The 13448-nt window shown below is 71.4% G+C and carries 12 protein-coding genes; 5 read left to right on the top strand and 7 right to left on the bottom strand.

Translation table 11 applies throughout. The annotated features are described in order from the left end of the window. The first annotated feature begins 30 nt into the window (after window positions 1–30). The 3 genes from ACIHEJ_RS27180 to ACIHEJ_RS27170 are packed head-to-tail and all read left to right on the top strand — an operon-like array spanning window position 31 to window position 3491. Window positions 31–1632: an ABC transporter permease gene (locus tag ACIHEJ_RS27180; protein WP_400139284.1), complete on the top strand. Its 1602-nt coding sequence runs from the start codon at window positions 31–33 to the stop codon at window positions 1630–1632. Further along, window positions 1632–2651 carry an ABC transporter ATP-binding protein gene (locus tag ACIHEJ_RS27175; RefSeq protein WP_400139282.1) on the top strand — a complete coding sequence of 340 codons (1020 nt, stop codon included), beginning with the start codon at window positions 1632–1634 and terminating at the stop codon, window positions 2649–2651. Before ACIHEJ_RS27180 ends, ACIHEJ_RS27175 begins: the two co-directional genes overlap by 1 nt. A gap of 42 nt (window positions 2652–2693) precedes the next feature. Beyond that, the gene (locus ACIHEJ_RS27170; protein WP_400139280.1) at window positions 2694–3491 is read left to right on the top strand and encodes a maleylpyruvate isomerase family mycothiol-dependent enzyme; all 798 of its coding nucleotides are present in this window, start codon (window positions 2694–2696) and stop codon (window positions 3489–3491) included. A 146-nt stretch (window positions 3492–3637) separates the two neighbouring features. Here the strand turns inward: ACIHEJ_RS27170 and ACIHEJ_RS27165 are convergent, their stop codons facing one another. The 7 genes from ACIHEJ_RS27165 to ACIHEJ_RS27135 all read right to left on the bottom strand — a co-directional run bounded on the left by ACIHEJ_RS27165 (window position 3638) and on the right by ACIHEJ_RS27135 (window position 10393). Then, the gene (locus ACIHEJ_RS27165; RefSeq protein WP_400139278.1) at window positions 3638–4297 is read right to left on the bottom strand and encodes an LAETG motif-containing sortase-dependent surface protein; all 660 of its coding nucleotides are present in this window, start codon (window positions 4295–4297) and stop codon (window positions 3638–3640) included. Between the two features lie 195 nt (window positions 4298–4492). Continuing rightward, entirely contained in the window at window positions 4493–5617 is a 1125-nt protein-coding gene (locus ACIHEJ_RS27160; RefSeq protein ID WP_400139276.1) for an LOG family protein, read from the bottom strand. 35 nt (window positions 5618–5652) lie between these two features. Then, window positions 5653–6060, bottom strand: coding sequence for a VOC family protein (locus ACIHEJ_RS27155; protein ID WP_400139274.1), 408 nt, complete (start codon window positions 6058–6060; stop codon window positions 5653–5655). Between the two features lie 107 nt (window positions 6061–6167). Beyond that, window positions 6168–7592, bottom strand: a complete 1425-nt coding sequence (locus ACIHEJ_RS27150; protein WP_400139272.1) for a hypothetical protein — start codon at window positions 7590–7592, stop codon at window positions 6168–6170. Further along, complete coding sequence (locus ACIHEJ_RS27145) at window positions 7574–8314, bottom strand: ABC transporter ATP-binding protein (RefSeq protein ID WP_400139270.1); 741 nt, start codon at window positions 8312–8314, stop codon at window positions 7574–7576. The genes ACIHEJ_RS27150 and ACIHEJ_RS27145 overlap by 19 nt, the downstream gene beginning before the upstream one ends. A gap of 190 nt (window positions 8315–8504) precedes the next feature. After that, complete coding sequence (locus tag ACIHEJ_RS27140) at window positions 8505–9887, bottom strand: aspartate aminotransferase family protein (RefSeq protein WP_400139268.1); 1383 nt, start codon at window positions 9885–9887, stop codon at window positions 8505–8507. Next, on the bottom strand, window positions 9872–10393 hold the full coding sequence (locus ACIHEJ_RS27135) for an Lrp/AsnC family transcriptional regulator (protein WP_400139266.1): 522 nt from the start codon (window positions 10391–10393) through the stop codon (window positions 9872–9874). Before ACIHEJ_RS27135 ends, ACIHEJ_RS27140 begins: the two co-directional genes overlap by 16 nt. Before the next feature lie 206 nt (window positions 10394–10599). On the opposite strand from ACIHEJ_RS27135, the gene ACIHEJ_RS27130 reads away from it, so the two are divergent. After that, window positions 10600–12039 carry a gamma-aminobutyraldehyde dehydrogenase gene (locus ACIHEJ_RS27130; protein ID WP_400139264.1) on the top strand — a complete coding sequence of 480 codons (1440 nt, stop codon included), beginning with the start codon at window positions 10600–10602 and terminating at the stop codon, window positions 12037–12039. Between the two features lie 178 nt (window positions 12040–12217). Then, complete coding sequence (locus ACIHEJ_RS27125; protein WP_400139262.1) at window positions 12218–13411, top strand: extracellular solute-binding protein; 1194 nt, start codon at window positions 12218–12220, stop codon at window positions 13409–13411. The last annotated feature ends 37 nt before the right edge of the window (window positions 13412–13448 follow it).

Here is a 13448-nt window from a genome sequence, read left to right as displayed (position 1 = left end):
CGTACGGGGAGCGCGGCGCGGCTCGGGCTCATGGCCCTGCCCGTCGCGTTCTTCGCGCTGTTCTTCGCCTGGCCCGTCGCCGCCATCGTCGCCCGCGGGCTGAAGGTCGACGGCGCCTGGCAGTTCGGGCGGATCGCGGACGTGGTCATGCAGCCGGACATCCGGCACGTGCTGTGGTTCACCACCTGGCAGGCGCTCGCCTCCACCGCGCTGACCCTGGTGCTCGCGCTGCCCGCCGCCTACGTGTTCGCCCGCCTCGACTTCCCCGGCAAGCAGCTGCTGCGGGCCGTGGTCACCGTGCCGTTCGTGCTGCCGACCGTCGTCGCGGGCAGCGCCTTCCTGGCCCTGGTCGGGCACGGCGGGCTGCTGGACCAGCTGTGGGGCGTACGGCTGGACACCACGGTGTGGGCGATCCTGACGGCCCACGTCTTCTTCAACTACGCGGTCGTCGTACGGACCGTGGGCGGGCTGTGGGCCCAGCTCGACCCCCGCCAGGAGGAGGCCGCCCGGATGCTGGGCGCCTCGCCGGTACGAGCCTGGCGGAAGGTGACCCTGCCCGCGCTCGCGCCCGCCGTGGCCGCTGCCGCGCTGATGGTGTTCCTGTTCACCTTCACCTCCTTCGGCGTCGTGCAGATCCTCGGCGGCCCCACCTTCTCCACCCTCGAGGTGGAGATCTACCGGCAGACCTCCGAGGTCTTCGATCTGTCGACGGCCGCCGTCCTCACCCTCGTCCAGTTCGTCGCCGTCGGCGCGATCCTCGTCGTGCACGCCTGGACCGTACGGCGGCGGGAGAGCGCCCTGCGGCTCGTCGCCCCGGAGTCGACCGCGCGCCGGCCGCGCGGCGCCGGACAGTGGGTGCTGTTCGCCGGGGTGCTCGTCACCGTCGCGCTGCTCCTCGTCCTGCCGCTCGCCGTCCTCGTCCGGCGCTCCCTCGACGCGCCCGGCCTCGGCTACTACCGGGCGCTGACGAACGCCGACGGCGGTACGTTCCTGGTGGCGCCCGTGCACGCGGTGTGGACCTCGCTCCAGTACGCCGTCGCCGCCACCGCCATCGCCCTGGTGATCGGAGGTCTCGCCGCCGCCGCGCTGGCCCGCCGGGACGCGGGGAGACTGGTGCGGGGCTTCGACGCGCTGCTGATGCTGCCGCTCGGCGTGTCCGCCGTGACCGTCGGCTTCGGCTTTCTGATCGCTCTCGACAAGCCGCCGCTGGACCTGCGCCAGTCCTGGTTCCTGGTACCGCTCGCGCAGGCGCTGGTCGGCGCCCCCTTCGTCGTACGGACCATGCTGCCGGTGCTGCGCGCGGTCGACGGACGGCTGCGTGAGGCCGCCGCCGTGCTCGGGGCTTCGCCCTGGCGGGTGTGGCGCGAGGTGGACCTGCCCCTGGTGCGGCGGGCGCTGCTGGTCGCGGCCGGGTTCGCGTTCGCCGTCTCGCTCGGCGAGTTCGGGGCGACCGTGTTCATCGCCCGGCCCGACAGTCCGACGCTCCCGGTCGCCGTGGCCCGCCTGCTCAGCCGTCCCGGAGACCTCAACTACGGCCAGGCGATGGCCCTTTCGACCATTCTGATGGTGGTGTGCGCCGCCGCGCTGCTGCTGCTGGAGCGGCTGCGCATCGACCGGACGGGGGAGTTCTGATGCTGTTGAGCCTCAAGGCCGCGACCGTGCGCCTCGGCGGCCGGGCCGTGCTCGACGCCGTCGACCTCGACGTCGCCGAGCACCAGGTGGTGTGCGTCCTCGGGCCCAGCGGCAGCGGGAAGTCGACCCTGCTGCGGGCGGTTGCCGGACTGCAGCCCCTCGGCTCCGGGCGGGTCCTGCTGGACGACCGCGACCAGTCCGGCGTGCCCGCGCACAAGCGGGGCGTCGGCCTGATGTTCCAGGACCACCAGCTCTTCCCGCAGCGGGACGTCGGCGCCAACGTGGCCTTCGGGCTGCGGATGCACGGCGTGGCCAAGGGCGAACGGGACGCCGAGGTGGGCCAGTTGCTGGAGCTCGTCGGGCTGCCCGGGGCCGCCCGACGGGCCGTGGCCGGGCTGTCCGGCGGTGAGCAGCAGCGGGTGGCCCTCGCCCGCGCGCTCGCGCCCCGGCCCCGGCTGCTGATGCTGGACGAGCCGCTCGGCCAGCTCGACCGCTCGCTCAGGGAGCGGCTCGTGGTCGAACTGCGCGAGCTGTTCGGCAGGTTGGGGACGACCGTGCTCGCCGTGACGCACGACCAGGGCGAGGCGTTCGCGCTGGCCGACCGGGTGGTGGTGATGCGGGACGGGCGGATCGCGCAGTCAGGGACGCCCCTGGAGGTCTGGCAGCGGCCCGCCGACGCGTTCGTAGCCCGCTTCCTGGGGTTCGACAACGTGGTTCCGGCGACCGTCGTGGGGGCGGCGGCGGTCAGCCCCTGGGGCAAGCTGCCGGTGCCCGACGGCTCCGCGCAGGGGGAGCGCACGCTCCTGGTCCGGCCCGCCGGCGTCCGGCTCGTGCGGGCCGACGAGGGCCTGCCCTGCACGGTGACCGCCCGCACCTTCCAGGGCACCCATGTCGCCGTCCATCTGCAACCCGAGGACGCCCCGCGCCTGGAGGCGGCCTGCGCGCTGCGGGACGCGCCGGAGGTCGGCGCCGCGGTGGGGGTGGAGTTCGACGCGCCGGAAATCGTCGTGCTCGACTGAACACCCTGCCTCTGCTGATCATCCTGCTTCTAGGGTGAGCTCATGACACTCCTCGCGCACGAGCGCTACTGTGACGAAATCTCCCACCAGGTGGACCAGTTGAGGGCCCTGGTGACCTCTGCCGCCGATCTGTCGGCCACCGTGCCGACCTGCCCGGACTGGTCGCTGGAACGGCTTGTGCGGCACATGGGCGGTGCCCTGCGCTGGGCGGCCGCCCTGGTCCGCACCCGGGCCCAGGAGCACCTCCCGACCGAGCAGGTTCCGCTCGGGGGCGGTCCCGAGGCCCAGGGTGACGCCGCGGCCCTGGACGCGTGGCTGGCCGAGACGGGCGAGCTGGTCGTCGGAGCGCTGCGCGAGGCCGGACCGGATGCCAAGGTGTGGTCCTGGACGGGCGCGGCCACGAGCGGGTTCTGGGCCCGCCGGATGGCCTGCGAGATCACCATCCACCGCGCGGACGCCGCGCTCACCGTCGGGGCGCCCTACGAGGTCGCGCCCGACATCGCCGCCGACGCGCTGGACGAGTGGCTGCAGCTCGTGGAGTGGGTGCAGCGCTCGGGGGCGCGCGAGTGGGCCGAGAAGTTGCGCGGGCCCGGTCGCAGCATCCATCTGCACGCCACCGACACCGCCCCGGAGCTGAACGCGGAGTGGTTCGTCGAGCTGGGCGAGGACGGCGTCGGCTGGCGGCGCGGTCACGAGAAGGCCACGGTCGCCCTGCGCGGGCCGCTCACCCCCGTCCTGCTCGCCTTCTACCGCCGGCTTCCGCTGGACACCCCGGGCCTGGAGATCCTCGGCGAGCGCGAGGTGCTGGAGTCCTGGCTGAAGCACACGACCTTCGGCTGAGGCACAGGTCCCTTCGCCGGGACACACGTCCTCAGGCTGAAGCACACGTCCTTCGCCGAGACGCGCGCCCTTCGGCCGAGACACGGCCGCGGCCCGTCCCCTGGGGATAGGAGGACGGGCCGCGGTGGCGTGCGGTGGGTGAGTCGTCAGCCGTTGTCGCGCGACCCACGGCGGCGCATGCCGAAGAAGACCGCGCCACCGCCGACGACGACCAGGGCGGCCGCGACGCCGGCGATCAGACCGGTGTTGGAGTTGGCACCGGTCTCGGCGAGGTTCGAGTCACCGGCCGCCGGGGACGGCGCGTTGCTCGAGGTGCCCGCCGGGGCGGAGCTGGACTCGGAGGCCGACGGGGTCGGGGTCGCAGACTCGGCCGGGGCGGACGTGGACGGGGACGGTTTCGGCGTCGTGGAGGCCGATCCCGTCGGGGTGGGGCTCTCGGTCTTGCAGGCGGTGGACGGGGTCACCAGGTCGGGCTTGATGTCCTCGTCGACGATGTGGCCGGCCGTGACGTGGACGCGGTACGTCGCGCTCGGCTTCCACTCCTCGGGGAAGGTGACCGGGGTGCCCTGGGCGGAGCCCTTGACCTCCTGCTCGCCCACCTTCGTCTCGACGCCGCCCGCGCCCTGCAGGAACACGGTGACGGTGGCGTCCTTGGCGGAGGCGTCGGTGTCGGTGACGACGATGACGCCCTTGTCGCCGTCGCACTTGGCTTCGGCCTTGAAGTCGCGGATGTTGCATGCCAGCGCGGAGCTGGACATACCGAGCACGACCGCGGCCGAGGCGGAGGCGACACCCAGAACGCGCACGGAACGGCGTGCGCTACGACGAGTTATGGACAACGTTTGTCCTTTACAGAGTGCATAACTGCGGGGGGCTATGGGGGATGTGAGGCGTTCGGTGAGGTGAGGCCCCAGCACCCCCAGGAGGCTCACAGGTCTATAAGCGCTCCATAAGGAGTGTCAACGCATATGCCATGCACGGCCGTTGACTTTACCCGCATATTAACCGCCGATACGTTTGATCTCTTCGGTCGCCTGCTCGATCCGGTCAACGAGGGCGATACGGGACTCCATCGCCCGACCCCGTGCCAACGACTGCAACAGGGACCAGGCCGGCAGCTCGCGCGTCCAGTGCTCCCGGTCCACGAGCACCATCGGGGTCGGCTCGCCGCGCGACTCGTAGTAGTTCGGCGTCGCGTTGTCGAAGATCTCCTGTACGGTGCCGGCGGCACCCGGCAGGAAGACCACCCCGGCGGTGGAGCGGGCCAACAGGCCGTCCTCGCGGGTGGCGTTGGCGAAGTACTTCGCGATGTGCGCGGCGAAGGCGTTCGGCGGCTCGTGGCCGTAGAACCAGGTCGGGATGCCCACCGACGCGCCGCCGCCGGGCCAGCGTTCGCGGACCTCGAAGGCGGCCCGCGCCCAGTCCGTCACGGACGGCCGGAACGAGGGCGCCTTGGCGAGGATCCGCAGCGCCTCCTCCAGCATGTCGTCCGCGAACGGGGCGGCGTACGCACCGAGGTTCGCCGCCTCCATCGCGCCCGGCCCGCCACCGGTGGCGACGGTGTACCCGGCGCGGGTCAGCTCGCGGCCGAGCCGGGCGGCACCGGCGTAGGCGGCGGTGCCCCGGGACATCGCGTGACCGCCCATGACCCCCACCACGCGGGCATCCACGAGGAGTTCGTCCAGCGCGTCGGAGACCGCGTCGTCGTGGATCGCGCGGAGCATCGAGGCGAAGACGTCACCGTCGGCCTTCGTGCGCTGGAACCAGGCGTAGGACCGCGCGTCCGGGGTCGCCCCGTAGTCCGCCCGCAGCGACTCGAACAGCTCGTCGGGTGTGTAGACGAAGCCCCGGTACGGGTCGAAGGGGAGGCCGGGCACCGGCGGGAACACCAGGGCGCCGGCCGACCGGACGTGGGCGGCGGCCTCGGGGGCCATCTCGCAGCCGAGGAAGACGGCGTCCGTGGCGTCGAGGCGGAGCAGCACGTCCGTACGGTCGGTCAGGTCGACGGCCTGGACACGGAATCGGCTGAGCGAGCCGTGCTCGGCGACGACCGTGTCGAACTCGGCGAGCGACTCGATCTCGCGGTCGTGGGCGGCGCGGTGGGGCTGGGCGGGTATCGGATGCACCCGCCCATGCTGGCACGTCCGTTCGGCCGGGAGGGTCAGCTTTCGATCGCGGCCGGGTCCATCCAGATCACCTCCCAGGTGTGGCCGTCGAGATCGTCGAAGGAGCGGCCGTACATGAACCCGTGGTCCTGCGTCTCCCCGCTGGCCGAACCGCCCGCCGCGATCGCCTTGTCGACCAGTTCGTCCACCTTCTCGCGGCTCTCCGCGCTCAGCGCGATCAGCACCTCGCTGGTGCTCGTCGCGTCCGCGATCCGCTTCTTGGTGAAGGTCGCGTAGAAGGGCTTGGTGAGGAGCATCGCGACGATGGAGTCGCTGATCACCACGGAAGCGGCCTTCTCGTCGCTGAACTGCGGGTTGATCGTGTAGCCGAGCTCCGTGAAGAACTTCTTCGAGGCGTCGAGGTCGTTCACGGGCAGGTTCACGAAGATCATCTGCTGGTACATGGGGTCGCTCCCGTCGGGCATCGTGCGGCGTTGTCGTGTGCGGTGGGTAGACCGGCGGTCCGCACCGAACTCATCGGTGGCCGCAGATGTTCTTCGCGCCGGCCCGCTCAGTGCTCCAGGGGCAGCGCCGCCAGCGTGGCGACCCCGAGCGTGAGCGGGCCGAACACAGCCAGCAGGGCGGCGGCGCGCAGGGTGGTGGCACCGCGCAGCATCATGGTCGTCGCACCGAGGCGGAGCAGGGCGGCGGTGGTGTCGGCGCGGCACTGGCGGGCCTCGATCGCGGCCGTGAGGAGCGTGGCGACCGTGCAGCCGATGACGAGCAGCGCGCCGAGGGTGCTCAACGGGCCGAAGGACGGGGCGGCGCCGGCGTACAGGGCGGTCATGGCGTACCCGGCGGAGGCGACCGCGCAGACCACACCGAGGGGGCGGCCGATGCGGGGGGCCTCCGCCATCAGGACCCGTCCGGCGAGCAGGCGGAGCGCACCGGGGTGGACGGACTGGAGGAGCCGGCCGCACAGGTGGGTGAGGCCGGGGGAGGCGAGGACCAGGCCGGTGGCGGTGAGGAGCCAGCCGAGGAGGACGGTGACGGCTTCGGCCGGGAGGGTGAGAGCGGGGGCGGTGGAGGCGGTGCGGCCGGTGTAGGCCTGGACGGCGAGCCCCGCGGCGAGGAGGGCGATGCCCCAGGGGAGGCCGGCGGGGGTCGTCGACGCGGTGCCCGGGACCGCGAGCTCGGGGCCGGACGGCGTGTCCGGGACCGGGGGTTCGGGGTCGGTCTCGCCTTCCGGTGCCGGCACGGTGCCGTCCACCTCCGGGACGGGCGCCGCCACAGCGGTACCACCGCCCGCGGGATGCGGAGGGGACTGCGCGCCGTCACCGGGTGTCGCCGCCGGTGCCTGCGCCGCCCGGCGGGGGCCGGAGCGGGCGCCGAATCGTCCGTACGCGCCGAACGTCTCCCGCTGCACCGCCGTGCCGTAGGCGCCGAAGCGGCCGAATCCGCGCAGCCCCTTGGGGGCGGGGCGGGGGTCTCTCGGGCGGAGGGCCAGCGCCACCGTCGTCGAGGCGACGACCGGGAGCAGGGCCAGCAGGGTCAGGGTCCCCGCGACGGGGAGGGGGTGTTCCGGTGCCAGGAAGTCCGCCGCCGCGCCGTCGAAGGGCATGCCCGTGAGGTCGCCCCGCAGGTGCAGGAAGAACAGCAGGGCCAGCAGCGAGCCCAGGGTGCAGGACAGGGCCGTGGTCAGGGAGGAGATCGCCATCAGGCGGCCCGGGCCGAGGCCGACCGCGGACAGGCCGGTGCGCGGCCGGGTGGCGGGGTCCGTGCGGGCCACGGCGAGCGCGAAGTACACCGTCGTGGCCAGCGGCAGCGCGCACCAGGCCAGCCGCAGCGCTGCGGCGTCCGCGGCGTCGGGGTGGTTCAGGGCGTACCCGAGGCAGGACAGCAGGAGGAAGCCGGTGCCCGCCGAGGCCGCGGCCACCAGGAGGCGGCGCAGCTGGACGGCGGGCCGGGCGGCGCGGGTCAGGCGGAGAGCGAGCACGCGGCCCGGCCTTCCGTGTCGGGCGCGTCCGGCAGGTGCACGGTGGCCACGCGCCGGCCGTCCAGCAGGGCCACCGTGCGGTCGGCGAGGGCGGCGGTGTCGGGATCGTGGGTGGCGAGGACCACGGTGATGCCGTGCGAGCGGGCGGCCGTGGTCAGGGTGCGCAGGACGAGGGTGCGGTCGGCGCGGTGCAGGGGCGCCGTGGGCTCGTCCGCGAAGAGGACCGTCGGTGTCGTGGCCAGGGCCCGGGCGATCGACACCCGCTGGCGTTCGGCCTGCTGCAGTTCGTGCGGGCGCCGGCGGGACTTGTCGCCGACGTCCAGCCGCTCCAGCCACTCCAGCGCGGCCACCTTGGCCCGGCGGCGGCCCGTCCCGCGCAGCATCAGGGGGAGTGCGGCGTTCTCCCAGACGTTCAGCTCGGGGACCAGCACCGGCTCGGGGTCGATCCAGCCGAAGCGGTCGCGGCGCAGCCGTTCCCGGCGCATCGGGCCGAGGGTGTGCATGGGCACGCTGTTGAACCACACCTCGCCGTGCCGCACCGGCGCCAGGCCGGACAGACAGCGCAGCAGGGTGGTCTTGCCGCTGCCGCGGGGACCGCTCACGGCGAGGATCTCGCCCTCCCGCACCCCCAGCGAGACCCCGGAGAGTCCGGGGGAGCCGTCGGGGTGGATGAAGTGCAGGGAGCGTGCCCAGAGCACGTCGCTGTCCGGCTGGGCCTCCATGGGCGTACTCCTCGGTTCTGATCCGTTTCCCCGTGCCTGTTCCCTCGTCCGGGGGAACGAAGGCTGGGCCGATCGGTCACTGGAACGCTAGGCAGCCGGTACGCGGAGGCCGGACAGCACACGGCCCCGGGCCGCCGTTCCCACTCGAACGGACGGCACCGGGGCCGGTGGCGATCATCCAGTCGGATGATCAGAGCTTCGTCCACGCCTCCGTGAGGGTGGCGCGCAGGATCTGCTCGATCTCGTCGAAGGTCTCCTGGTTGGAGATCAGCGGCGGGGCGAGCTGGATGACCGGGTCGCCGCGGTCGTCGGCACGGCAGTACAGGCCGTTGTCGAACAGGGCCTTGGAGAGGAAGCCGTACAGGACGCGCTCGGTCTCCTCCTCGTTGAAGGACTCCTTGGTGTTCTTGTCCTTCACCAGCTCGATGCCGTAGAAGAAGCCGTTGCCGCGGACGTCGCCGACGATCGGCAGGTCGTGCAGCTTCTGCAGGGTCTGCAGGAAGGCGCCCTCGTTGTCGAGCACGTGCTGGTTGAGGTTCTCGCGCTCGAACAGGTCGAGGTTGGCGAGACCCACCGCGGCCGACACCGGGTGACCACCGAAGGTGTAGCCGTGCAGGAAGGTGTTGTCGCCCTTGTAGAACGGCTCGGCGAGCCGGTCGGAGACGATGCAGGCGCCGATCGGGGAGTAACCCGAGGTCATGCCCTTGGCGCAGGTGATCATGTCCGGGACGTAGCCGAACTTGTCGCACGCGAACATCGTGCCGAGGCGGCCGAAGGCGCAGATGACCTCGTCCGACACGAGCAGCACGTCGTACTGGTCGCAGATCTCGCGCACGCGCTGGAAGTAGCCGGGCGGCGGCGGGAAGCAGCCACCGGCGTTCTGCACCGGCTCCAGGAAGACCGCGGCGACGGTGTCCGGGCCCTCGAAGAGGATCTGCTGCTCGATCTGGTCGGCGGCCCAGCGGCCGAAGGCCTCCGGGTCGTCACCGAAGATCGGCGCGCGGTATATGTTGGTGTTCGGGACCTTGTGCGCGCCCGGCACCAGCGGCTCGAAGGGGGCCTTCAGGCCCGGCAGACCGGTGATGGACAGGGCACCCTGCGGGGTGCCGTGGTAGGCGACCGCACGCGAGATGACCTTGTACTTGGTCGGCTTGCCCTGCAGCTTGAAGTACTGCTTGGCGAGCTTCCAGGCGGTCTCGACGGCCTCGCCGCCGCCGGTGGTGAAGAAGACCTTGTTCAGGTCGCCCGGGGCGTGGTCGGCGAGACGCTCGGCCAGCTCGACGGCCTTGGGGTGGGCGTAGGACCACACCGGGAAGAAGGCCAGCTCCTGGGCCTGCTTGAACGCGGTCTCGGCGAGTTCCGTACGGCCGTGACCGGCCTGGACCACGAACAGACCGGCGAGACCGTCGAGGTAGCGCTTGCCCTTGTCGTCGTAGATGTAGGTGCCCTCGCCCCGGACGATGGTCGGGACGGGGGAGTTCTCGTACGAGGACATGCGGGTGAAGTGCATCCACAAGTGGTCGTACGCGGTGCGGCTGAGGTCCTTCTGGGTCACGGTTATCGGGTTCCCCACATGTAGGTCTGCTTCTTCAGCTTCAGGTAGACGAAGCTTTCGGTGGAGCGCACGCCGGGCAGCGCCCGGATGCGTTTGTTGATGACGTCCAGCAGGTGGTCGTCGTCCTCGCAGACGATCTCGGCGAGGATGTCGAACGAGCCCGCGGTCATCACCACGTACTCGACTTCCGACATGGCGGTCAGCGCGTCCGCGATCGACTCGACGTCGCCCTCGACGTGGATGCCGACCATCGCCTGCCGGCGGAAGCCCACGGTGAGCGGGTCCGTGACGGCGACGATCTGCATCACGCCCTGGTCCAGCAGCTTCTGGACGCGCTGGCGCACGGCCGCCTCGGAGAGGCCGACGGCCTTGCCGATCGCGGCGTACGGCCGGCGGCCGTCCTCCTGGAGCTGCTGAATGATGGCGAGGGAGACGGCGTCCAGCTGGGGACTGTTGCCGTTCCTGGACTCGCGGGACGAGTCCCTCTGGTCTGCGCTTCGACTGGCCACGACCTCACTCTGCACGACGTCTCGATAGTTTTGCAACCCTCGATCGATGAAATTCGTTGTTTGAAGGGTCGGTGCGTGCGGATTTCGCAGATCCGATCGCGGTGGGGGTGTTGAAAACGTGGGTGTGCCGATTAGGGTGGGGTGTCTCAGCCATCGGACAGCCGCAGCAGGCTGGACGGGCTGGACAGCTTCAACCCTCGAACCAGATCAGGAGGCCGGCAGTGAGCACCGAGCTGCGTCGTCTGCGCAACTACATCGACGGTGAGTTCCGGGACGCCGCCGACGGACGGACCACCGAGGTGGTCAACCCCGCGACGGGCGAGGCGTACGCGACCGCGCCGCTGTCCGGGCAGGCGGACGTGGACGCCGCCATGGAGGCCGCCGCCCGAGCCTTCCCGGCCTGGCGCGACACCACCCCCGCCGAGCGGCAGAAGGCCCTGCTGAAGATCGCGGACGCGTTCGAGGAGCGCGCCGAGGAGCTGATCGCGGCCGAGGTGGAGAACACGGGCAAGCCCACCGGGCTCACCCGCTCCGAGGAGATCCCGCCGATGGTCGACCAGATCCGCTTCTTCGCGGGCGCGGCGCGACTGCTCGAGGGCCGCTCGGCCGGTGAGTACATGGACGGGATGACCTCGATCATCCGCCGCGAGCCGGTCGGCGTCTGCGCCCAGGTCGCGCCGTGGAACTACCCCATGATGATGGCCGTGTGGAAGTTCGCCCCGGCGATCGCCGCGGGCAACACGGTCGTCCTGAAGCCGTCGGACACCACCCCGGCCTCCACCGTCCTGATCGCCGACATCATCGGCTCGATCCTGCCCAAGGGCGTCTTCAACGTCATCTGCGGCGACCGCGACACCGGCCGCGCGATGGTCGAGCACGCGACCCCGGCCATGGCCTCCATCACCGGCTCCGTCCGCGCGGGCATCTCGGTCGCCGAGTCCGCCTCCAAGGACGTCAAGCGGGTCCACCTGGAGCTGGGCGGCAAGGCCCCGGTCGTGGTCTTCGAGGACACCGACATCGCCAAGGCCGTCGAGGACATCTCCGTCGCGGGCTTCTTCAACGCCGGCCAGGACTGCACGGCCGCGACCCGCGTCCTCGTCCAGGAGTCCATCCACGACGAGTTCGTGGCCGCCCTCGCGAAGGCCGCGTCCGAGACGAAGACCGGTCAGCCGGACGACGAGGACGTCCTCTTCGGCCCGCTGAACAACCCGAACCAGCTCAAGCAGGTCTCCGGCTTCATCGACCGTCTCCCGGCCCACGCCAAGGTCGAGGCGGGCGGCCAGCAGGTCGGCGACAAGGGCTACTTCTACGCCCCGACCGTCGTCTCCGGCCTGAGGCAGGACGACGAGATCGTCCAGAACGAGGTCTTCGGCCCGGTCATCACCGTCCAGTCCTTCTCCGACGAGGACCAGGCCGTCGAGTGGGCCAACGGCGTCGAGTACGCCCTCGCCTCCTCGGTGTGGACCAAGGACCACGCCCGCGCGATGCGCATGTCCAAGAAGCTCGACTTCGGCTGCGTGTGGATCAACACCCACATCCCGCTGGTCGCCGAGATGCCGCACGGCGGTTTCAAGAAGTCCGGCTACGGCAAGGACCTGTCGGCGTACGGGTTCGAGGACTACACGCGGATCAAGCACGTGATGACGTCGCTCGACGCGTAAGCAGCGCGCCGGCGGACGCGCGGGCACCGGTAGGCGCGGCAGCGGCCCCGGACGGGTTCACCTCCCCGTCCGGGGCCGCTGCGTCGACGGGACTGATCGACAAGGTGTCGGGGAGGCCGGTACTTGCTCGACGCAGCGTCGATTGTCCGTCCGCCGCGCGGGACGGCATCCTTCCTGGGTGCCCCAGACTTCCTCGCGTCCCTCCGTGACGTCCCGCCGCTCCCTCCTGCGCGCACTCGGCGGCACCGCCGCACTCGGTGCCCTGGCCGGCTGCGGGGTGCCCGCCGCCTACGTCGGGCCCGGCGACCGCTCAGTCGCCGACGAGTCGGCCACCGACAAGAGGCTGACCTGGGCGAACTGGCCGCTGTACATCGACACCGACGATGACAACCCCAACCGGCGGCCCACGCTGGAGGCGTTCGGGAAGCGCACCGGGATCTCCGTGAACTACACCGAGGAGATCAACGACAACGACGAGTTCTTCGGCAAGATCAGCCCCGCGCTGATGAACCACCAGTCGACCGGCCGGGACCTGATCGTCATCAGCGACTGGATGTGCGCCCGGTTCGTCCGGCTGGGCTGGGTGCAGCAGATGGACCGCGCCCGGCAGCCGAACGTCGCGAAGTACCTGGACCCGCTGCTGCGCACGCCGGCCTTCGACAAGGGCCGCCGGTTCACCGTGCCCTGGCAGTCGGGCATCACCGGCATCGCCTACAACCGCAAGAAGCTCGGCCGTGACATCCGGCACGTCAAGGACCTCTGGGCGAGCGACCTCAAGGGCCGCGTGACCCTCCTGTCCGGCCTGGACGAGTCGTTCGCGCTGCTGATGCAGGGCAACGGCGTGGACATCACCCGGTGGACGTCGGACGACTTCCACCGCGTCTGCGACGACGTGGAGCGGCAGATACACCACGGCCAGATCCGCCGCTTCACCGGCAACGACTACACCAAGGACCTGGTCAGCGGGGACGTGCTGGCCTGCCAGGCGTACTCCGGCGACGTCATCCAGCTCCAGGCGGACAACCCCGACATCCGCTTCCTCGTGCCCGAGGAGGGCGCCGAGCTGTGGTCGGACTCCCTGATGATCCCCAACCGGGCCGGCCACAAGGCCAACGCCGAGCGCCTGATCGACTACTACTACGATCCCGAGGTCGCCGCGGACCTCGCCGCCTGGGTCACCTACGTCTGTCCGGTGCCGGCGGCCAAGGAGGTCCTGGCGGCCTCGAAGGACAAGGACACCGCGGCCCTCGCCGACAACCCCCTGATCTTCCCGAACGACACCATGCGCGAGCGCCTCGCGATCGCCCGGGACATCACGTCCACGGAGCGGGTGGAGTTCGCCAAGCGGTGGAACAAGATCGTCGGGTTGTGACCGGCGCGCCGTCAGGTGTGGCGAGGATTTACGGTTG

Source organism: Streptomyces sp. NPDC052301 (genome assembly GCF_044593395.1).
Lineage (GTDB): Bacteria > Actinomycetota > Actinomycetes > Streptomycetales > Streptomycetaceae > Streptomyces.
Note: the sequence above shows the minus strand (reverse complement) of the source record. Positions and strands in the feature narration are given on the sequence as shown.